Raw genomic sequence first — 21,095 nt, forward strand, 5'->3', positions numbered from 1 at the left:
GCAATCAACTCACGTCGGTAGCCTGCCTGTAACATTTCACCGTGCTTCTTCTTCCCGACGGGCGTCCGGCCCGCGCCGCCTGGCCCCTCAGCGACGACCTCCTGCACCTCAACCACGGTTCGTTCGGCGCCGCACCGGCCCGCGTGCTCGCCGCCCAGGACGCCCTGCGCGCCGAGATGAACGCGGCCCCGGTCCGCTGGTTCGCCGGCCTGCCGTCCCGGGTGGCATCCGCGCGTACCCCGATCGCCGGCTTCCTCGGCGTCCCGGCCGGGACGCTGGCCCTGGTGCCGAACGCCAGCGCGGGGGCGAGCGCGGTCTTCCAGAGCCTGAACCTCCCCACGGGCGGCGAGATCCTGGTGACCGACCACGGGTACGGCGCGGTCGTGATGGGCGCCGAACGGCGGGGGCCGCTGCGGCGGGCACGCGTCCCACTGGCCGCCGGCCCCGAGGAGGCCGCCGCGGCGGTGATCGACAGGTTCACCGCACGGACCGCCCTCGTGGTGATCGACCACGTCACCTCGCCGACCGCCCGTTTCCTGCCGGTCGCCGCGATCAGCGCCGCCGCCCGCGAGCGGGGCATCCCGGTCCTGGTCGACGGCGCCCACGTGCCGGCCCTGATCGACCGGCCCCTCGACGGGCTGGACTGCGACTACTGGGTGGGCAACCTGCACAAGTTCGCCTGCGCCCCGCCCGGCGCCGCGGTCCTGGTCACGAAGGACGGTCGAGACCTCTTCCCGACGATCGACTCGTGGGGTTCGCCGGAGCCGTTCCCGTCCCGTTTCGACACCCAGGGCACGCTGGACGCCACGGCCCAGTTGGTGGCTCCGCGCGCGCTGGCGGAGATCGAGGGACTCTGGGGCTGGGATCAGGTCCGGAAATACACGGAAAAGGTGGCATCGGACGCCGCCGCGCTGGTGGCATCCGCGTTCACCGCGATCACCGGTGAGGACCACGCCGTCGACGTCGGCATGCCGACCGGGCCGATGCGCCTGATCCGCCTCCCGGGTTCGCTGGGCGCGGCACCGGGCGCTCCCGACGCCCTGCGCGCCCGCGTCCTGGACGAGCTGAACGCCGAGTGCGCCTTCTCCACCTTCGGCGGACAGGGCTATCTGCGGCTCTCGGCCCACGCCTACAACACCCCGGCCGACTACGAGTCGTTCGCCGAGCGCTGCGTCCCCGCCCTCACCGCCTGGAGCAGAGACCTTTCATAGGGTACGAGTCAGAGCACGGTCCCACTGTCCCGGCTGGCCGCCGCGGCCGCCTGGCGCAACTCGTACGCCATCGGGCCGAGCACCTCCCGCCCGTGCCGCTCGGTGAACCGGATCGACCGCCCACTGAAGTGCTTGATCACGAACACCGTGCGGCGCCCGGCGACCTGCACCTGGAGTGCGACCCCCTCCATGCCCTCGATCATCGCGACGCCGTCCCACCGGCTCTCGCGGGCCACCCGGCCGGAGGGGGCGACGTACAGATAGCCCTGCGGGTAGAGGTAGAAGGCACGCCGGGTGACCGAGCCGACCATGCCGCGGTAGAGCCAGACGGCCGCCGCGGCGCTGAGCACCAGGATCGGGGCGGAGACCAGCCAGAAACCCGGATCGTCGAGGCGGCTGTTGCCGGTGACCAGCCCCGCGACGCCGGCCAGCACCAGGCCGACGGCGAACAGGAGATAGCCGGCGTAGATGGCCGCGTAGACGCCGCCGTTGGGGTGGCGGATCCGGGCCACCAGCGGATCGAAACCGAGTTCCGTGGCCCGGGCCTGGACACGTGGTGGCACGTCAGCACTCATCGATCAGCTCCCCCGTACGGCGTCTTGAGTGGACTATGGCACCTCGGGGCCGGGGTGGCAACGGCTTGTTCCGGCGTCGAAGAGCTGGCCGTTACGGGGGAAGCCGGACATGGCGGTGGGTTTCGGATCACCGGTGGACCAGCGCGGATCGGTCTCGCCGTCGTCGACGGTGAGGTCCGGCCAGCGCATCGGGACGCCGGCCGCCGCCACCGGCCGCGGGTCGTCCATCAACTGCACGTGCAGGTGCGGTTCGGAGGTGTTGCCGGTGTTGCCCACCTCGGCCAGCTGCTCGCCGGCGGCCACCCGGTCGCCGGCGCGCACCCGGACCGAGCCCCGGCGCAGGTGGGCGTAGGCCGCACAGGTGCCGTCCGCATGCTCGACGATCACGTGGTTGCCGAGGATGCGGGCGGCGCCGCCCAACTCGCGGACGAACGCCTCGACGATCATCATCCAGAGCAGGGTGGGCCAGGTGTCGCGGCTGCGGTGGTCGCGCTGGGTCCCCGACGCGTGGACCACGGCGCCCGGCGCCATGGCGTGCACCGGCTCGCCGAAACACGCGAAGGTCTCCGGCGCCTGGGTACGCACCGACCAGCCGACCTTCGCCGGGGCGTCGGCGGACGGCTGGAGGAGGTCGACCGCGTACATCTGCCCGTAGGCCTTGACGCCATGGCTCGGGACGGCCGAGCCGGGGCTGTTGATCGCCACCCAGCGGCCCCGGACGGGCGGTGCGAGGTCGACCGGCGGGCGCTCAGACCGGGGCGCGCGGACGAAGGCGAGCACGAACGGGACGGCGGCCGCCATCAGGTCGTACGGCCGGGGCACGTCCAGAACGATCGTGGCGACGACGGTCAGGACGAACAGCCGCAGCCACCAGGTCTGCAGGCGGGCGATGGCGCGTTTCATCGGCGGGCTCCCAGGATCGTGGTGAGCAGGGGGATGACGCGGGCGACCGGCACCTCGTAACGTCCCCCGCCGACGGTGTGCAGCCAGCCGGCGGCGACGAGCTGGCGCAGGTGGTGATAGACTTGGCCGCTGGTGCCCATGCCGTCGATCCGCACCAGCTCCTGGGCGGTGCAGGCGCCCTGGAGCACCCGGGCGAGCAGTCCGATCCGGGCCGGGTGGGCGAGGGCGGCGAGCACGGCGGCGTGCGGCGACCAGTCGGAGTCGAGGAGTTCGGCGACGGCGGCGCCCTCCTGCCACCGGGCGACGCGGCCGTCGGGCAGGGTGGCATGCCCGGTGATCATCACCGCGCCGGGGTCGCCGACCCGCTCGATGAGTCCTTCGAGTGCCCAGAAGGTGTCGGGGTCCGCGGCGGGCTGGCGTTTCTTCTCGAGGGCTGCCACGCGTGCTTCGAGCGCGGCGAGACGGTCGTCATCGCTCATCCACCCACCATAACGTAATTACGTAAAGGCGAAATCAGAGCGAGCGCAGACCCGCCGGGGAGCCCCGGTCCATCCACTGGCTCAGGGCGGCCGGGGCGAACAGTTCGTCGATGGCGGTGAAGGCGGAGCCGGTCACGCCGACCACGTCGCTGTGCATGGAGCGGACGATCCGCAGGTCACGGGTGGCCAGGGGAAGCGACCGCTCGTAGACGGTCTGGCGCACCCCGGCCAGGAGGGCGTCACCCACCTCGGCCACGTGCCCGCCGACGATCACCAGGGACGGGTTGAACAGGTTGACCACGCTGGCCAGCATCTCGCCGACGAGGCGGCCGGACCGGGTGAGCAGGGCGATGATCTCCGGGTCGCCGTGCTCGGCCGCGTAGCGCAGGTCGTCGACGGCGAGCCGCCCCCTCTCCGCGAGGCGCCGGGCGAGGATGCCGCTCCTGCCCGCCGAGGCGATCAGGGCCGCGCCGCCGGCCACCGCCTCCAGACAGTCGGTCTTGCCGCAGCGGCAGATCACGCCGCGCTGCTCGCGAGTGGCGGTGTGCCCGACGTCGCCGGCCACGCCCTGAGCCCCGCGGTGCAGGCTTCCCCGGGAGACCAGGCCGGCGCCGATACCGGATCCGATCTTGAGGTAGAGGAAGTCCTGGACGCCGCGGGCCTCGCCGGCCCGCAACTCGCCCAGGGCCATCGCGTTCACGTCGTTGTCGACCCAGACCGGCACCTCGAAGCGCTGGTGGACGCGGTCGCGGATGTCGAACTCGTGCCAGCCCGGCATGATCGGCGGCGACACCGGGCGGGCGGTGGAGAACTCGACCGGCCCGGGCACCCCGATGCCCACGCCCCAGACCGGCGGCTTCTGCGCACGGCGCTCGAGGAGCATCTCCCAGAGATCCACGGCCAGGGCCAGGGCCGGTTCGGGGCCGTCGGCGATGTGGTGGTCGCGGTGCACCAGATCGACGACGGCGCCGGACAGATCGGCGATGCCGACGCCGACGCCGGTCGCGCCGTAGTGGGCGACCAGCAGGCACCCGGCGTCCGCCGCGAACCGCAACCGGCGCGGCGCCCGGCCGCCGGTGGAGGGCCCGAACGAGTCCTCGCGGAGCAGCCCGGCCTCGATCAGTTCGCCGACCCGCTGGGCGACCAGTTTGCGGCCGAGCCCGGTGAGTGTCTCCAGTTCGGGGCGGGTCGCGGCCCGTCCCGTGCGTACCAGGTCGAGGACCGCGGAGAGCGTCGTCAAGCGGGGATCGAGAACGGACACTCCCCCATTGTTCCCCACCTCCCACTTCAGGTTCCCAGAGCATTGACTTAGGGATCGCGCGCACATAAGTTTGCCGCATCGGAGCGAAACGAGCCGGAAACAGAGTTCGGAGAGTGCCATGAAACGACGACTCGGATCAGCGATCGTGGGCATCGGCATGATCGGTGAGATCCACGCCCGGGCCGTCCGCGCCGCCGGCGGTGACCTGGTCGCGGTGGTCACCCGGGACGCCGCGACCGCGAGCAGCGCCGCCGGCCGGCTGGCCGCCGACCGCGGCGTCACCGACTGGCGCGAGGTCCTGGACGACCCCGCGGTCGACATCGTGCACGTCTGCACCCCCAACCACCTGCACGCCGAGATCGCCGCCGCGGTGATCGCCGCCGGCAAGCACGTGATCTGCGAGAAGCCGCTGGCCATGGACCTCGGCTCGGCCGCGGCACTGGAACAGCAGGCCGGCGCGGCCGGCGTGGTCGCCGCGGTCCCGTTCGTCTACCGCTTCTACGGCGCGGTCCGCGACGCCCGGGCCCGGGTGGCCCACGGCGAGGCCGGCGACCTGCGCCTGCTGCACGGCACCTACCTGCAGGACTGGCTGTCCCGCCCGCAGGAGAGCAACTGGCGGGTGGACCCGGCGACCAGCGGCAGCTCGCGGGCGTTCGGCGACATCGGGGTGCACTGGTGCGACCTGATCGAGTTCGTCACCGGCCAGCGGATCGCCCGGCTCACCGCGAAGCTGTTCACCATCGACCGCCCGGGCGGTCCGGTGCTCACCGAGGACGGCGGCACGCTGATGTTCGAGACGGACCGGGGAGTCCTCGGCTCGGCCGTGATCAGCCAGGTCTCCCCCGGCCGCAAGAACCGGCTGTGGTTCTCCGTCGAGGGCGACACCGCGTCCCTGCAGTTCGACCAGGAGAATCCGGATTCCCTGTGGGTCGGGGGCCGTGCCGAGAGCAGGATCGTTCCGCGAGGCGCCGAGGCGTCCCACCCGGACGCCGCCCCGTACAACCCGATCCCGGTCGGGCACCCGATGGGCTACCAGGACTGTTTCACCGCGTTCGTCGGCGACGTGCACCGCGCGGTCCGCGGCGAGGCGGTCGACGGCCTGCCGACGTTCACCGACGGCCTGCGCGCCGCGACGATCACCAACGCGGTGCTGGACGCCGCGAAGACCGGCAACTGGGTGGAGGTCCCCTGATGAAGCTCGGATTCCTGACCGCGTGCCTGCCGGACCGGACGCTCTCCGACATCGTGAGCTGGGCGGCCGGACACGGGTACGAGGCCCTCGAGGTGGCGGCCTGGCCGAACCTGGGCGACCGCCCGTTCACCGCCACCCACGTCGACCCGGACGCGCTGCGTACCGATGAGATCAAAGATCTGTTCGCGGGACACGGGCTGACCCTGTCGTCGCTGGCGTTCTACGACAACAACCTGCATCCGGACCCGGACGAGCGGGCCGCGGTCAACGCCCACGTGCTGAAACTGATCGACGCCGCGGCCGAGCTGGGCGTGCCGACCGTCGGCACGTTCGTCGGACGGCACCCCGGGCAGAGCGTCGCCGAGAACCTGCGCGAGGCCGAGCGGGTGTTCGCCCCGCTGGTCGACCGGGCCGGCGAGCGGGGCGTCAAGCTCGTCATCGAGAACTGCGTGATGGAGGGCTGGCACCCGGACGGATACCCCGGCAACCTCGCGTACTCCCCGGAGCTCTGGGAGTGGATGTTCTCGATCGGCCTTTACCTCAACTACGACCCGTCGCACCTGGTGTGGATGGGCATCGACCCGGTCGAGGCGCTGCGCCCGTACGTGCACAGGGTCGCGCACGCCCAGGCCAAGGACATCCAGCTGTTCCCGGAGAAACGCAACCGGTACGGCTGGCCCGGCAAGGCCGTCGTCCGCGAGGACCCGTGGGACACCGGCTGGTGGCGGTACCGGGTGCCCGGCCTCGGCCAGGTCGACTGGGTCCGCGTCGTCGACACGCTCTACGAGGGCGGCTTCGACGGCGTGCTCTCCGTGGAGCACGAGGACCCCGTCTGGGGCGGCACCGAACCGAAGATCGAAACCGGACTCGAGGTCGCCTACCGCACGCTTCGCCCCCTACTCGTCGCTTGACACCCCTTTGGAGAAACCGATGGCCACCATTTCCCGGCTGGGCGTCAACCCGTTGCCCTGGATCCTCGGCGACATGGGTTACCTGCTGAACCCCGACGTGATCCGGACGGCGCTGCGTGACGTGCGCGGTGTCGGCTTCCGGTCGATGACCGTGGAGATCCCCGAGGGGATGCCGACCGCGGAGTACCGCACCTACTTCGACGAAGCCGGCATGGGCTTCGCCCCCGGCTACTTCTCCGCCGCCTTCCACGACCGCCGGCAGCACGCCGCCGCGGTCGAGGGCATCCGCAAGCACGCCGAGGCGCACACGGCGCTCGGACTGGACACCGCGTTCATCGCCAACGACCTGATCCCGGAGCGGATCGCCGCGCCCGCCGTCGGCGCCGGCAGCGACCCGCAGATCAGCGCGATCATCGCCGAGGGCATGGCTGCCGCCACCGAGGCCGCGGCCGCGATCGGTGTCCGGTACGGCCTGCACCCGCACGTCGGCTCGCTGGTGGAGACCGAGGAGGAGACCCGCGCGGTGCTGGACGCCACGGCCGGCAGCCCGCTCGGTTTCGGCCCGGACACCGGCCACCTGCGCTGGGCCGGCGCCACCCCGGAGACGGTGATCGCCGACTACGCCGACCGGATCATCGCCCTGCACGTCAAGGACGTCGACCCGGCCGGACGCGCGGCGGCGCTGGAGAGCGGCGCCGACTACATGTCGGCCACCCTGAAGCATCACGTCTGGATCGAACCCGGCCGCGGCTCGATCGACTTCGCCGCGGTGTTCGCCGCCCTGCCCGCGGACTGGTCCGGCTGGACGATCCTCGAGGTCGACGTGCCGCACCTGGCCACGCCGGTGGAGAGCACCCGGGCGTCCTGGGACTGGCTGACCGCCCAGCCGTTCTGCGCCGTCCGCGGATGAGCACCGCCCGCCCGGCACGTCGACACAGACCCTAGGAGCCGCTGTGCTGCCCGCATCACTACCCGAACCCGTCCTCTTCCGGCCCGGACAGGGTGAACCCGTCCTGCGCTGGGGCATCCTCGGCACCGGCTGGATCGCCGGCGAATTCGCCCATGCCGTCCAGGCGCACACCGCGCAGAAGGTGGCCGCCGTCGGCTCCCGCAGCGACGAACGGGCCCGGCAGTTCGCCGGGCAGCACGGCATCGACCGCGCCCACGGCACCGAGGACGCGCTCATCGAGGACCCGGGCGTCGACGTCGTCTACGTGGCGTCGCCGCCCGGGGAACACCTCGCCCAGGGACTGCGCGCCATCGCGGCCGGCAAGCACGTGCTGATGGAGAAGCCGCTCGCCACCAGCGCCGCCGACGCGCGGACCCTCGTCGCGGCGGCCCGCGCCGCCGGGGTGTTCCTGATGGAGGCGATGTGGAGCCGCTACCAGCCGCAGGCCCTGGTGATCGGGGAACTCCTGCGGGACGGGGTGCTCGGCGACATCCGTACCGTGCACGCCGACCTCGGACAGGCCGTCGCCCCGGACCCGCACGGACGGCTGTTCCGCCCGGACCTGGGCGGCGGGGCGCTGCTCGACATGGGCATCTATCCGATCCAGCTGGACTCGATGGTGCGCGGCACCCCGCGATCGTTCGTCACGTCCGGCGGTCTCACCAGCACCGGCGTGGACGCACACGCCATCCTGCTCGCCGACCACGGCACCGGTGAACCGTCGGTACTGACGACGTCCCTGCAGACCCGGACACCGGCGGCAGCCCTGATCGCCGGCTCCGAGGCCCGCATCGAGATCGCCACCCCGTTCCACGTGCCCGGCGGGTTCAGGCTCGCCCCCAACGACTACCTCGCCGAGACGATCACCTGGACCGACCCGACCGGCATCACGTTCTTCGGCGGGCTGAGCTGGGAGGCCACCGCGCTCGCCCGGTATGTCGGCGAGGGACGGCAGGAATCCCCCCTGCACACCCACGACGAGACCGTCAGCATCCTCGCGACCATCGACGAAGCCCGCCGACAGATCGGAGCACGATGATGGGTCACGCCCGCACACTCGCCGCCGGCCAGGAATGCCGAGTCATCTCGTACGAGATGAGCACCGGACTTCAGAAGATCCTGCACACGAGCAGCACCGTGCTTTTCGAGGCCCCGAACTGGACGCCGAGCGGGGACCTGATCGTCAACGGTGACGGCCTGCTCTGGAACCTGCCCGCCGACGGATCCGCGCCGCCCCGGCAGATCCCGCTGCCGGACGTGCCGGAACTGAACAACGACCACGTGGTCTACGGCGACGACGTGTTCCTGTCCGCCAACGACGGCCACCTCTACCGGGCACCCCTGACCGGCGGCGCCGCCACAAAGATCACCAGTGCCTCGCAGTGGATGCACTTCCTGCACGGGATCAGCCCCGACGGGACGACCCTCGCCTACGTCGGGCTCACCCCCGGCGCCTGGTCCTCCGGCACGCTGTGGACGATCGGCGCCGACGGCACCGGCAACACGCCGCTGACCACCGGACCGGGCCCGGACGACGGACCCGAATACTCCCCCGACGGCGACTGGATCTACTTCAACACCGAACGATTCTCGCCGAACGCGCAGATCGCCCGGATCCACCCCGACGGCACCGGCCTCGAACAGTTGACCACCGACGACCGGGTCAACTGGTTCCCGCACCTGCCGCCGGCCGGAGACGCGGTCGTCTACCTCAGCTACCCGCCCGGCACCCGGGGACACCCGGCCGACCTGACCGTCGAACTACGCCTCGTCACCCGCGGCGACTGGCGCCACCCGCGCACCCTGGTCACCCTCCCGGGCGGTCAAGGCACCATCAACGTCAACAGTTGGTCGCCGGACGGCGCGCGGTTCGCCTACGTCGACTACCCGCAGTCGTAGGATCGTCACCATGAGGATCGGTGTGCTGGGCGCGGCCCGCATCGCCCCAGCCGCCCTGATCCGCCCGGCCCGGGACGTCCCCGGCGTCGAAGTAGCCGCGATCGCCGCCCGCCTGCGCATGAGAGCCACCGCGTTCGCCGGGAAAAACGGCATCCCGATCATCCACGAAACCTACGACGACCTGCTCGCCGACGACACCCTGGACGCCGTCTACATCCCACTGCCGAACGGCCGGCACGCGCGGTGGACCCTCGCCGCGCTGTCGGCCGGCAAACACGTACTGGTCGAAAAGCCGTCCACCGCGAACGCCGCCCAAGCCCGCGCGGTCGCCGCCGCGGCAACCGACAGCGGGCTGGTCGTGATGGAAGCATTCCACTACCGCTACCACCCGCTGGCCGCCCGGATGGCCGCGATCGTGCACGGCGGCGAACTGGGCCGGATCCGCCGCGTCGAAACGTCGATGTGCTTCCCGCTGCCGTCGTTCTCCGACATCCGCTACGACTACGGGCTGGCCGGCGGCGCCCTCATGGACGCGGGCTGCTACGCCGTCCACTGCCTGCGCCTGCTCTCCCCGAACACACCCCGGGTGACAGGCGCCCGCGCCCGCACCCTGAGGTCCGAACCCCGCATCGACCGGGCGATGGACGCCCGTCTCGACCTGGGCGACGGCGCAACCGGCCTGATCCGCACCTCGATATGGTCGACAACGATCCTGAGCATGAGGGCGCGGGTCCTGGGCGACCGCGGTTCCCTCGTAGTCGACAACTACATCCTGCCCCACCTGTTCCACCGCTTCACGCTGACCTTGGCGGGCCGCCGCGTCCACGAGAAGTTCACCGGCCCCTCCTCCTACACGCATCAGTTGCGGGCTTTCGCCGCCGCGGTCAACGGCTCCCCCGCAAACTTGACCCCACCCTCCGACTCGGTGACCACGATGTCCCTGATAGACGACATCTACCAGGCCGCGGGACTCCCGCTCCGCCAGTAGCCCCCGCCAGTCACGCCCCACCGTGCCCCCGGTAGCCCGACACGGTCCTGCCAGCGACGCAGGCCCCTCGGGCCCTCCCGCAAGACGGCACCCACACCCGGTCCCGTGAACGGGTGTCCCCATCACCGCCTCCGGGCTGGCGAACACACCCGAAGCGTCATCGGGTGCACCTACCACTCACCCCGCCGGCAGCCGCCCCCAAAACCATGATCGGGTGCAGTGACTCCCTCGCCAGGACGGCAACCCCACCCGATCAAGACACCGGGTGCACCCACCAGCACCTCGAAGACGGCGACCGCACCCGAAAGCGAACCGGGCGCACCCACCACCCACCGCGACGGCGCCCGCGCCCGATCACCACACTGGGTGCCAACACCACCCGCACCCGATCACCACATTGGGTACCAACACCACCCGCCAAGACGGCACCCGCACCCGATCAAGGTTTCGGGGACGCCCACCAGCACTTTGAGGATGGTAGGCACCCCCAACGCCTTGATCGGGTGCGGCCACCAGCACTTTGAGGAGGCGGGCGCACCCGACAGCGAACTGGGTGAGCCCACCGCCCGCCAGGACGGCACCCGCACCCGATCAAGGTTTCGCGGATCGTCACCATCCCCTTCGAGACGGTGACCGTTCCCGATCCCTTGATCGGGTGCGGTCACCTCCGTTCTTCGTGGCTGGCGCACCCGATCAAGGCACTGGGTGCGGTCACCGGCACTTTGGGGACGGCGGGTACCCCCGATGCCTTGATCGGGTGCTGCCACCGCCCGGCAGATGGGTGGGCGCACCCGAGCGCGGTTTTGGGGCTGGCACCGTCTCATTTGGGGTTGTAGGTGCTCCCGGTGCCTTGATCGGGTGCGGTCACCGCCGTCACTGAAGGAGCTACGACCATTGCCGGGCTCCGCCGGGGCGATCAACGGGTGCCGCCGAAATGATCACCGGGTTCTGCGTTGGCGATCGATCATCGAGTGCCAGCTGGGCGGTGACCGGGGCGGAGATCGGGGCGGAGATCGGGTACCTACAGGACGGTTGCTGAGTGCCGCCGCGGGCGGTTGCTGGACTCCACTCGGACGGGGCCGTTACTCAACGCTGACACAAGCCATTACTGGACGTGATGCATGGAGTTACTCGAAGCTACCGCATGCCGTTACTCGATGCTGCCTCAACGCTGACACACTCCGTTACTGGACGCTGCCGATACCGTTACTGAACGCTACCGCAGGCGGTTACTGAACGCTGCCGCAGACGGTTACCGGGTTCGGCGGGGGGGGTGTTGTTGAGTGCTGGGGTGCCTCGGGCGGTTATTGAGAGGCAGGGCCTCGTGGGATGCGGACCACCACTCGGGTGCCGGCCGGCTGGTTGTCGTGGAAGGTGATGGTTCCGTTGTGCAGCCGTACTATCGTGCGGACGATGCTCAGGCCCAGGCCGGAGCCCTCGACCCCCTGGTGACGGACAGCGCCGCCTCGGAAGAAACGGTCGAAGACCCGGTCCCGCTCGGCCGCCGGTATGCCGATGCCCTCGTCGCTGACCTGCAACTCCACGGCATCGCGGTCGCCGGTCAGGGTCAGGCGGACGCTGCCTCCGGGACGGTTGTAACGGATCGCGTTGGCGAGCAACTGGTCGATCACCTGCCGTAGCCGTCGCTCGTCCCCGACCACCACCATGTCCGGCCCGGCCGCGACGACCAGTCGGCCGGCCCTCGTGCCCGGCGTCGCGACGGCCAGCCGGCCGGTCTCCCCCGCGCCCGAGACCGCACCCGAGACCGCACCCGATTCCACGCCCGAGACCACACCCGACGCCACACCCGATTCCACGCCTGACGCCACACCCGAGACCGCGCCAGACGCCGAGTCCGACACCATGCCCGCCACCGCGCCCGACACCACGCCCGCGCCCGACACCACGCCCGCGCCCGACGCCACGCCCGACACTGCGACGAAGAGGCGGGCCGGCTCCCCCGACGCGCCACCGCCACCGGACACCACCGCATCCTGCCCGGCGGTAGAAGATCCGGCCTGCCCGGCGGCAGTGGTCACCAGCGTGGCGAGGTCCACGGGCTGGGCGGCCAGGGGCAGGTGGCCCGATTCCAGTCCGGCCAGGTCCAGCAGCGTACCCACGATGGTGTGCAACTCTCCCACGTTGCGGGCCATCGCCTCGATCAGGACGCGGCTGTCCGGGTCGAAGTCGGCGGAGTCCTCGGCGAGGATGCCGACGTGCGCCGTGATGGCCGCCAGCGGGGTGCGGATCTCGTGGCTGACCAGGGAGACGAAGTCGTTCTGGACGCGGGCCAGTTCCCGGGACAGGCTTTCCGCACGGCGCAACGTCACGAAGGCGCCGATCTGTGCGGCGACCCCTTCGAGGAGTACGACCAGCAGGTCTTCGTCGTTCTCCGCCGCCCCGGCGTAGCAGGTCAGTACACCTACCACGTCGTGGCTGTCCCGGACCGGCACCGCCACGACGGTGCTGATGCCGTGGCCGAGGCAGATCCGGGCGCGGTCCCGCTCGTACGCCGTACCCCGGGCGATGATCTCGGTCAGTCGGGGGATCCAGACGGGTACGCCGTCTTCCCAGGCCCGCCCGGTCGCCCCGCGTCCGCGGACCGGGCGGTGGTCGAAGAGCCCGTCCGGCGCGGGGGTGGCCGCGCTCCAGCTGCCGGCGGACCACAGTTCGCCGGCTGCCTCGTCGACCAGGAAGAGTTCCGCGGCCGGCCAGCCCAGGGTGGCGCCGACCGCGGCCAGCATCTCCGGCACGGCGCGGGTGGTGGCCACGCCTGCCCGCATCGCGGCGTCCACCCGGCGGTGGCAGGCCCGGAATTGTTCCACCCGGTGCAGTGCCGCCTCGGCGGAGTGGTCCGGGCGTTCCGCCGATTGTCGGAGGCTTTCCAGTTCGGTGAGCATCCGCAGGTCGGCGTCGGTCCACGGGTGGGGGCGGGTGCCGAGCACGGTCAACGATCCCAGTGGGGTGCCGGTCCGGTCGCGGACCGGAACCGCCAGCAGTGCGCCGATGCCGTGGTCGCGGATCAGGGGGTGGCCGGGCAGGGTTCCGGCGGCGTCGGCGACGATCAGGGGGCGGTTCGCCGACACGACCGTGGCGCCGACGAGCCGGGTCAGCGGCAGCGGGCCGGGGCCGAACCAGCGTTCGGGTACGCCGTATGTGCCGAGCGGTTCCTCGGTGTCGCCGTCGACGAGGGACCAGACCGCCATCGGCGCGCCGAGCAGACGGGCGGCCATCCGGGCGATGGTGTCCGGGGACACCGGCATGGTGGGGAGGCTGTCGCGGGCGCCGGCTACGGCCGCCAGCCGGGCGGGTGCGATGAGGGTGCGATGGTCGACGACGGTGCCGGTGGCGCCGAGGGGTGGGGTCACGGGCGGCCGGCCTGCTCCGTGGCGGGTTCCGGTTCGAACAGGGCCCACACGTGCCGGGTGTCGCCGGTCGTGTACGCGCCGACCCGGGTGGAGAGCCGCTGGGCGAGCCGGAGCCAGAGGCGGCTCTCGGCGGGGGCGTCGGGGGGCTCGGGGCGTGGTGGTTCCCGGACGGCCCGGTGGGCGATGTCCGGCGCGAAGTCCGCCCCGACCGCACCGCACGCATCACAGACGGTGGGACCGGTGGTGGGTGGGGGTGGTGACTGACCGGCGGCGACGTCCAGCACGAAGTCGGCGCCGTCGCGGCAGAGGCGGACGGTGGCCGGTGGTGTCCCGCTGCTCAGCATGTGGGTGGCGAGTTCCGAGGCGACCAGCACCATCCGGTCGGCCACCCCGCCGAGGGTGAAGCTGGAGGCCATGACCTGCCCGGTCACCGCTTCGAACAGGGACGCCCGCATGCTGCTCAGACCGGTGGCGTCGCCGACTGTCCAGGAGGCGAGGTCCACCATCTCCGGGGCGGGCCGGGCCTGTTCCGGTGTGACCACCCTGGGACCGTAACGCGCCGCCGGTAGCGCCGCGCTCAGGTTGGCGAAGAGGGCGGAAAACGATCAGCCGGGGGTACGCAGGGCGAGCAACGCGACGTCGTCCTCGTGGTCGTCTCCGGCGAACCGGGTGAGCACTTCGTCGAGCAGTTCCGGCAGCGGCGCTCCCGCGAGTCCCCGTAACGCCCCGCCCAGCTGGTCGATCCGGTCGTCGAGCACCTCGGTCCGGTTCTCGACCAGTCCGTCGGTGTAGAGCAGCAGGGTCGCGCCCGCCGGCAGGTCGTGGCTGTGGTTGTTCCGCGGGGTGTGGCGTACCACCCCGAGCATCACGTCCCGGCCGTGCAGTGGGCTGACCGTCCCGTCCGCTTCGACGAGCAGTGGCACCGGGTGCCCGGCGTTGGCCCATTGCACCCGGTGTCCGGTGCGGCCGGGCTGCACGTACGCGAGGATCGCCGTGGCCGGGGTCCGGTCGCCGAGGATCTGCATGGCCCCGTCGAGGCGGCGCAGCAGGGCGGACGGCGGTTCGTGCCGGTCGGCGATGTACGCCCGGAGCATGCTGCGCATCTGTCCCATGCGCGCCGCGGCGTGCATGTCGTGGCCGGCCACGTCGCCGACGACCAGGGCGAGGTGGTCGTCGGCGAGCCGGACCGCGTCGTACCAGTCGCCGCCGACGTGTTCGCCGCGGGCGGCCGGTTCGTACCGGGCGGCCAGTTCGAACGGCGGTGCCGCCGGGATGTCGCTGAGTAGTGCGCGCTGGAGTTGTTCGCCGACCTGTTCCCGGGAGTGCAGGTAGTCGGCGCGGTGCAGGGCGTGCGCGACGTATCCGGCGAGGGCGGCGAGGACCGCCTGGTCGGCTTCGTCGAGCCGGCGGGGCTGTTTCCACACGAAGGTCAGCGCGCCGACCGGTCCGGCCGGGCCGGGTAGTGGCAGGGCGGCGCCGGACTGCCAGCCCATCTCGCGGAAGGTGCCGGCGGCGTCCGGGGTCAGTGCGGCGACTGTGGTGAGGTCGGGCAGCAGGATCGGTCGGCCGGTGCGGGCTGCGAGCGCCGACGGCGTGGCGGCTGTGCCCGGGTACCGGTGCCAGCGGTCCGCGACCGCTTCCGGTAGTAGTTCGCCGGATCGCAGGCCGACGCGCCCGTCGTCGTCGAGCAGGGACACGCCGACGTAGTCCGGGTCCAGGGTGCTGGTCATCAGGTCGCGGACGGCCTGGACGACGTCGGTGACGGTGCTGGTGTCGGCCAGTGTGACGCTGGCTCGCAGCAGGAGTTGGCTGCGGTCGACCACGTCCGCCGCGGCCCGCGCCCGGTGCAGGGCGGCGCTGGTGGCGATCCGCAGGCGCAGGCTGTCCGAGCAGGCCGCGGCTAGGTCGGCGAGCAGGTCCAGTTCGGCGCCGGTCCACTGCCGGGGTGCGGTGTCGATGGCGCACAGGGAGCCGAGGACGTGCCCGTCGGTGTCGGTGAGGGGCATCCCGGCGTAGCCGACCACGGACAGGTCGGTGATGGCCAGGTTGCCGGCGACGCGCGGGTCGGTGCGGGCGTCGGTGACCACGAGGGGTTCCGCGGTGGCCACGACGTGGCGGCAGAACGAGTGGGACAGCGGGGTCTGGCGGCGGCCGAGCCAGGGTTCGGCGAGGCCGCGGGCGCCGGGGAAGACCTGCCGGTCGTGCTGGACCAGGGAGACCAGGGCCACCGGGACCCGCAGGATGGCGCGGACCATGTCGGCGAAACGGTCGAACATCGGGTCGGGTGTCGCGCTGAGGCCGGTGCGGGTCACGGCGTCGAGCCGGTCGAGGTCACCGTTCTGCTGCACTTGTTTCCCTCCCGGCCGGCCTCTCGCCGTCGAGAGAACGGTTGAAGAGTAACAACCGTCAGGCGGCGGTTCCGGAACCGCAGACGCCGGGCAGCGGGAGTCGTGCCCACACCACTTTGCCGTCCAGGATCGGGCGGGCGCCCCATTCCCGGGCGAGTCCGGCGACCAGCAGCAGGCCGCGGCCGCCGATGCGGCGCGGGTCGGGTGGCCGGGCGACGGGCAGGGCGGTGTCGCCGTCGGTCACCTCGATCAGCAGGTCGCCCGCCGCGACGGTGAGGACCAGTTCGCCGCCGCCGGGGGTGTGCCGGGTGACGTTGTGCACGAGTTCCGAGACGACGGCCAGGACGTCGCCGAGTGCTTCCGGCGGGCACCACGGGTCGAGCAGGTCACGGACCAGGTGCCGGACCGGCGCCGACGGATCGCCGTGCCGCAGCGGCAATCGGAGTACCTCGATCGGCACACGCACCTCCCGTCCGGCCCTGTGGTACCGCAGATCGGCAGTTTCCCGGCCGAATTCAGGAAACCCATGATTCACGGTACGAGATCCGGGAAAGTGCCGGACACCGGACTGTACGGGCGCGTGCACCCGGCGGGTTCATCGCGGTGAGCCGGGTGGGCCGGCTCACCGCGCGGTGTCACGTCAGCGGTTGGGGGTGATCACGACGACCGGGAACTTGCGGTCGGTCTTGGTCTCGTACTCGGCGGCGGCCGGCCAGTACTCGCGCCACACGCCGTAGAGCCGCTCCCAGCCCTCGTCGCCGGGGCGGACGACCTTGTGGCCGGCTGTCAGGGTCTCGGCGCCGAGTTCGATGGTGACCGGGCCCTCGAGGGCTTCCAGGTTGGCGACCCACTGCGGGTCGGCGGGCGCACCGGCGGCGCTGCCGCACAGCAGGTAGGTGTCACCGTCGGGGGCCGCGACGAGCGGGTTGACGAAGTTCTTGCCCGATTTGCGGCCGGGGGTGTGCAGCAGGAGGGTGGTCTTGCCCTCCCAGTACTCGCCGAGCACGCCGTCGTTGGCGCGGAAATTCTCGATCACCGTGTCGTTGAAGGAAGCCATGGCGGCCATGATAGTTGCTTCCGGGAATTTCCCCGCGGAGGATTGATGTCCGTGTCGTTCCACGGTGGTCCGGGCCGGTGCGTCACGCGCGCTCTTCGTCGCGTACGCGAAAAGCAGGCGCCAGTGGCGGCACCGGCCGGGACCGGCGCCGGGTCAGACCTTGCTGGACACCGCCGGGGTGACGTTCGGCTCGCGTGCACTGTCCGGCGTGGCGCCGCGGCGGCGGGCGATCAGCGCGTCGAGTGACCACTGCCCGGCGCCGAGGGCGGCGACGGCGAGGAATGTCCAGGCGTAGAGGGCGGCGTTGACCCCGCCGTTCTGGATCGGCATCAGGCCGTCCGGCTGGTGCACGACGAAGTAGGCGTAGGCCATCGAGCCGGACGCGAGCAGCGCCGCGGGGCGGGTGAGGAGTCCGGCCAGCACGAGCAGGCCGCAGACGAGCTGGATCACGGCGGCGTACCAGCCGGGCCAGGTGCCGACCGGGACCGGCTCGCCGGTGCCGCGGCTGCCGCCCAGGACGCCGAAGAGGCTGGCGAGCCCGTGACAGGCGAACAGCAGGCCGACCGTGGCGCGGAACAGGGGCCACACGATCGGGGCGAAACGCTCGGACATTGAGACTCCTCGATGTAACGTTGGGGAACGTTCCGCTGACGATAGGTGCTTGAGCTTGTCACTTCAATTGATGGCTATAAATCTTTAAGCCCCTGTCACATGTCCGGAACATACGAAAAGCGGCCCGGAACCGTTAAACGGTTCCGGGCCGCGTCTCGTGACGCCGCGGGTCAGCGCACCGGGATCAGCTGAGCCTCGGTGGCACTGGCGTTGTCGTGGCTGACGACCATCAGGCCCAGGGCCCGAGTCGTGGCGAACTCGGCACGGTTCAGCGTGATCTTCTGGGTGGCGCTGCGGTTCGGCGCCACCTCACCGACCGCGCCGGTGGTGATCGCCGGCGCGAACGCGTTGAAGCTCGCCGACCCGGCGATCACGTCGTCGTTGCCGTCGACGATGCCGACGCTCTCCACGTGGTACGTCAGACGCGGGTTGTCCGCCGACAGGCACGGCGAGCCGTCCTCGCAGAGCTGCGAGACCAGCACCGGCAGCACGATCGTGCTGCTGTCGTACGGGGCATCGGCGTAGAACTCCAGCGTGCCGCCGCCGGTCCGCAGGTCGAACACCGCGGTGACCAGCTCACCGGTCAGGTCCCCGGTGGTCAGCAGGCCGTAGTCCGCGCCGACGACCAGGTAGTCGTCCGTCTTGTCGCCGTCGACGTCCACGTACACGTCGAACTCGTTGCGGGCGGCGTTCGACAGCCGGTTGTGGGTGCTGATCGCGAAGGAGACGGCACCGTCGGCGGGCAGGCTCTGCACACCGACCGCCTTCAGGTCCGCCGCACCGGCCGCGTCCCGACCGTCGGACAGGCCCCAGGCGAACACGTCGGCGGAGCCGGCGACCACGCCCTTCTTGTTGGTCACCGTCGCGGTGGCCGAACCCTTGCGGCTGAGCGCGTTCGCGTCCACCGCCGTGCTGATCTTCGACACGGCCTGCGGCACCAGGTAGTACGGCACCCGCAACGCGACACCGTCGTTGGCCTTGCCCACCGGGGTGAGCGTGATCAGGCCGGCGACGTCCCGGAAGGCACTGGCGTCGCCCGCGGTCGCGGCCGGCACCTCGAGGGTCACGCCGACCTCGGTCTCGCCCTTGCCGGCCAGCGTCACGGTGGTCTTGGACAGCTTGACCTTGTGCGCACTGCCGGACGGCAGCGTCGCCGTGACGGTGAAGGTCTGCTTGGCCTTGCCCAGGTTCTTGACCTTGACGACCTTGCGCTTGGTGTAGTTCTTGTCCAGCTCGGCGAAGCCGTAGTTCAGCGTGGACGTGCCCTTGTCGCCGAGCGCGACGACCTGGGTGTTCACCGCACCGGGCGCCTGGATCAGGCCCGCGCCGTCGACCCGCGTGGTGTAGTCGGAGACGCCCGCCGGGTCGGCGGTGTTGACGATCGCCGCCTTCCAGTACTCAACCTTGCGCCAGTCCGGGTGGGCCTGCTTGACCAGGGCCGCCTGACCGGCGGTGTTCGGGGCCGCCATCGACGTGCCGGACATGCCGACCGTGCCGTTGCCGGTGCCGACCGCGGCCGAGAAGATGCTGACACCCGGGGCGGTGACGTCCGGCTTGAGCCAGCTGTCACCGGTCCGCGCGCCACCCGAGGAGAAGCTCGCGGTGCCCTTGTAGCCCGGGTTCTCCAGGTTCAGGTTGTCCAGCGTGATCGTCGAGCCGTCCGCGGCGAGCAGCGCGGCGGCCGCCGTCGACGGCACACCCAGGAACGGGATGGTGACGATCGCCGCCTCACCGGTGTCCGGGTTGGTGGCGATCGGGCCCTCGTACGGCGGCAGCGCATCCACGTTGTTCACCTGGATCACCGCGACCGCGCCGGCGGCCTGACCGTAGATCGCCTTGGCGACCCGGGCGCAGGTGCCGCGGGCGACCACGGCGATCGCCCCGGACACCCCGGCCGCGGCGAACTCCGCGGTGCTGCAGCCCAGCGCGATGCCACCGGCGCCGTTGCCGACCACCTTGATCGGCGCGGACAGGCCGTCGGCGAAGGTGGCGCCGTTGGCGTTGATCGCGTTCAGACCCAGGCCGCCGAGCGTGGCGCCCGGGAACGCCGGGGTCGGGTCGCTGGCCGCCACACTGATCGTGCTGGTCGAGGCGGCCGGGCTGCCGGTGATGTACGGCGCCGGGCCCGAGTTGCCGGCCGACGCGACGACGATCACGCCGTCCTTGGAGGCGTTGTCCGCGGCGACCGACTCCGGGGCGTCCGCGGTGCCGAACGGCGAACCGAGCGACATGTTGATGACGTCCATGTCGTTGGCGACGGCCCACTCGATGGCGTCCACCGTCATGTCGGTGGAGCCGTCGCAGCCGAAGACGCGGACCGCGTACAGGTCCGCCTTCGGCGCGACGCCCGGCCCGACCAGCCAGGACTGGGCGTTGATCGTGGTGGTGTCGTACCCGCCCCGGTACGTGGACCCGTCGCCGAGCACCCCGTAACCGCCGATGGTGCCGGCCACGTGGGTGCCGTGGCCGCCGCAGTCCAGCGGGTTCGCGTCCGGCTTCGGCACCGGCTGGTACGACGCGCTGGCCGGGTCGGCGTTGTAGCTGTCACCGACCAGGTCGATGCCACCCTTGACCTTCGGGGCCTTCGGGCCGAACAGCGCCGGGTCGGCCGCCGCGGTCTCGGTGGCGTGCGCGGTCTCGTACGCCGCGGAGGTGCCCGGACCGCCGAAGTCGGCGTGCGTGTAGTCGATGCCGGTGTCCAGCACCGCGACCTTGATGCCCTCACCGCGGAGGTTGTCCGGGGCGCTCCACACCGCCGGCGCGCCGATCATCGGCACACCCCGGGTGTTGTCCGGCTTGACCAGCTGCAGCGCGTGCACCTCGACCACGCCGGGCGCCGCGGCAAGCGTCGCCAGCTCACCGGCGGCGACCCGGACCTTGATGCCGTTGTACGCGTGCTGGTACGCGCCGAGCACGGTGCCGCCGAGCTGGCGGGCCTTCTTCTCGACCGGCGCCTGGTCCGCACGGATCCGGTCCCGGCGCTGCTTCTTCTGGGCGGTCGTCAGCGGCGTCGCCGCCTCGGCGTCGACCACCGCCACCGGGTCCGCGTCCAGCTCCACCATCACGGTGACCTGACGGTCCCGCATCCCGGCCGGCAGGTTCGTGATCTTGGATCCGGCCGGGACCGGCTCGAACGTATCCCGGAGCCCCGGGGCGGCAGCCGCCCCCGGAACGCTGCCGACACCGGTGACGCCCATCAGGACGCCGATGCCGGCCATGGCGGCGAGCCGCCTGCTGAAATTAACTGAGCCCACGCGGGCTGCCTCCTCCATGCCGCACGCCGGCGTCCGGCCGGGCGCGGTGGCGCGGGCCGGGCGCCGCGCGCCTCCCTCAGGACAGAGC

Annotated in this window: 18 protein-coding genes; 7 read left to right on the forward strand and 11 right to left on the reverse strand. The window is 71.7% G+C overall.

Going from position 1 to position 21,095, the window contains the following annotated elements; genetic code table 11:
- The first annotated feature begins 41 nt into the window (after window positions 1-41).
- Window positions 42-1,211, forward strand: a complete 1,170-nt coding sequence (locus tag WH85_RS21725; RefSeq protein WP_045743783.1) for an aminotransferase class V-fold PLP-dependent enzyme — start codon at window positions 42-44, stop codon at window positions 1,209-1,211.
- A gap of 8 nt (window positions 1,212-1,219) precedes the next feature.
- Here the strand turns inward: WH85_RS21725 and WH85_RS21730 are convergent, their stop codons facing one another.
- The 4 genes from WH85_RS21730 to WH85_RS21745 are packed head-to-tail and all read right to left on the reverse strand — an operon-like array spanning window position 1,220 to window position 4,429.
- Complete coding sequence (locus WH85_RS21730) at window positions 1,220-1,786, reverse strand: hypothetical protein (protein ID WP_045743784.1); 567 nt, start codon at window positions 1,784-1,786, stop codon at window positions 1,220-1,222.
- Window positions 1,787-1,819: 33 nt separating this feature from the next.
- Window positions 1,820-2,689 (reverse strand): M23 family metallopeptidase, encoded by an 870-nt coding sequence (locus tag WH85_RS21735; RefSeq protein ID WP_052720631.1) that lies wholly within the window; start codon window positions 2,687-2,689, stop codon window positions 1,820-1,822.
- Window positions 2,686-3,168 (reverse strand): helix-turn-helix domain-containing protein, encoded by a 483-nt coding sequence (locus WH85_RS21740; protein ID WP_045743785.1) that lies wholly within the window; start codon window positions 3,166-3,168, stop codon window positions 2,686-2,688. Before WH85_RS21740 ends, WH85_RS21735 begins: the two co-directional genes overlap by 4 nt.
- Before the next feature lie 34 nt (window positions 3,169-3,202).
- Window positions 3,203-4,429: an ROK family protein gene (locus WH85_RS21745; protein ID WP_045743786.1), complete on the reverse strand. Its 1,227-nt coding sequence runs from the start codon at window positions 4,427-4,429 to the stop codon at window positions 3,203-3,205.
- Window positions 4,430-4,547: 118 nt separating this feature from the next.
- Here WH85_RS21745 and WH85_RS21750 point away from each other — a divergent pair, with 118 nt between their 5' ends.
- Genes WH85_RS21750 through WH85_RS21775 form a run of 6 tightly spaced genes read left to right on the forward strand, consistent with a single transcriptional unit; the run spans window position 4,548 to window position 10,368 of the window.
- Complete coding sequence (locus WH85_RS21750) at window positions 4,548-5,621, forward strand: Gfo/Idh/MocA family protein (protein ID WP_045743787.1); 1,074 nt, start codon at window positions 4,548-4,550, stop codon at window positions 5,619-5,621.
- Window positions 5,621-6,532: a sugar phosphate isomerase/epimerase family protein gene (locus WH85_RS21755; RefSeq protein ID WP_045743788.1), complete on the forward strand. Its 912-nt coding sequence runs from the start codon at window positions 5,621-5,623 to the stop codon at window positions 6,530-6,532. The genes WH85_RS21750 and WH85_RS21755 overlap by 1 nt, the downstream gene beginning before the upstream one ends.
- 19 nt (window positions 6,533-6,551) lie before the next feature.
- A complete protein-coding gene (locus tag WH85_RS21760) occupies window positions 6,552-7,442 on the forward strand; it encodes a sugar phosphate isomerase/epimerase family protein (protein WP_045743847.1) in 891 nt (296 codons plus the stop codon).
- 43 nt (window positions 7,443-7,485) lie between these two features.
- On the forward strand, window positions 7,486-8,520 hold the full coding sequence (locus WH85_RS21765) for a Gfo/Idh/MocA family protein (RefSeq protein WP_045743789.1): 1,035 nt from the start codon (window positions 7,486-7,488) through the stop codon (window positions 8,518-8,520).
- A 56-nt stretch (window positions 8,521-8,576) separates the two neighbouring features.
- The gene (locus tag WH85_RS21770) at window positions 8,577-9,380 is read left to right on the forward strand and encodes a TolB family protein (RefSeq protein ID WP_245674041.1); all 804 of its coding nucleotides are present in this window, start codon (window positions 8,577-8,579) and stop codon (window positions 9,378-9,380) included.
- Between the two features lie 10 nt (window positions 9,381-9,390).
- Entirely contained in the window at window positions 9,391-10,368 is a 978-nt protein-coding gene (locus WH85_RS21775) for a Gfo/Idh/MocA family protein (RefSeq protein WP_045743791.1), read from the forward strand.
- A 1,304-nt stretch (window positions 10,369-11,672) separates the two neighbouring features.
- Here the strand turns inward: WH85_RS21775 and WH85_RS47220 are convergent.
- The 7 genes from WH85_RS47220 to WH85_RS21810 form a co-directional block, all read right to left on the reverse strand.
- Window positions 11,673-13,736 carry a sensor histidine kinase gene (locus WH85_RS47220; RefSeq protein WP_052720632.1) on the reverse strand — a complete coding sequence of 688 codons (2,064 nt, stop codon included), beginning with the start codon at window positions 13,734-13,736 and terminating at the stop codon, window positions 11,673-11,675.
- Window positions 13,733-14,278: a hypothetical protein gene (locus tag WH85_RS21785; protein WP_045743792.1), complete on the reverse strand. Its 546-nt coding sequence runs from the start codon at window positions 14,276-14,278 to the stop codon at window positions 13,733-13,735. Before WH85_RS21785 ends, WH85_RS47220 begins: the two co-directional genes overlap by 4 nt.
- A 63-nt stretch (window positions 14,279-14,341) precedes the next feature.
- The gene (locus tag WH85_RS21790) at window positions 14,342-16,084 is read right to left on the reverse strand and encodes a GAF domain-containing SpoIIE family protein phosphatase (RefSeq protein ID WP_045743793.1); all 1,743 of its coding nucleotides are present in this window, start codon (window positions 16,082-16,084) and stop codon (window positions 14,342-14,344) included.
- Between the two features lie 58 nt (window positions 16,085-16,142).
- Window positions 16,143-16,544 carry an ATP-binding protein gene (locus tag WH85_RS21795; RefSeq protein WP_045743849.1) on the reverse strand — a complete coding sequence of 134 codons (402 nt, stop codon included), beginning with the start codon at window positions 16,542-16,544 and terminating at the stop codon, window positions 16,143-16,145.
- Window positions 16,545-16,724: 180 nt separating this feature from the next.
- The gene (locus tag WH85_RS21800) at window positions 16,725-17,141 is read right to left on the reverse strand and encodes a nitroreductase/quinone reductase family protein (RefSeq protein WP_045743850.1); all 417 of its coding nucleotides are present in this window, start codon (window positions 17,139-17,141) and stop codon (window positions 16,725-16,727) included.
- A gap of 153 nt (window positions 17,142-17,294) precedes the next feature.
- Window positions 17,295-17,753: a DoxX family protein gene (locus WH85_RS21805; protein WP_045743794.1), complete on the reverse strand. Its 459-nt coding sequence runs from the start codon at window positions 17,751-17,753 to the stop codon at window positions 17,295-17,297.
- A 170-nt stretch (window positions 17,754-17,923) separates the two neighbouring features.
- Entirely contained in the window at window positions 17,924-21,007 is a 3,084-nt protein-coding gene (locus WH85_RS21810; protein ID WP_169792476.1) for a S8 family peptidase, read from the reverse strand.
- Between the last annotated feature and the right edge of the window lie 88 nt (window positions 21,008-21,095).

The sequence above is a fragment of the Actinoplanes rectilineatus genome (genome assembly GCF_000962825.1).
Taxonomy (GTDB): domain Bacteria; phylum Actinomycetota; class Actinomycetes; order Mycobacteriales; family Micromonosporaceae; genus Actinoplanes; species Actinoplanes rectilineatus.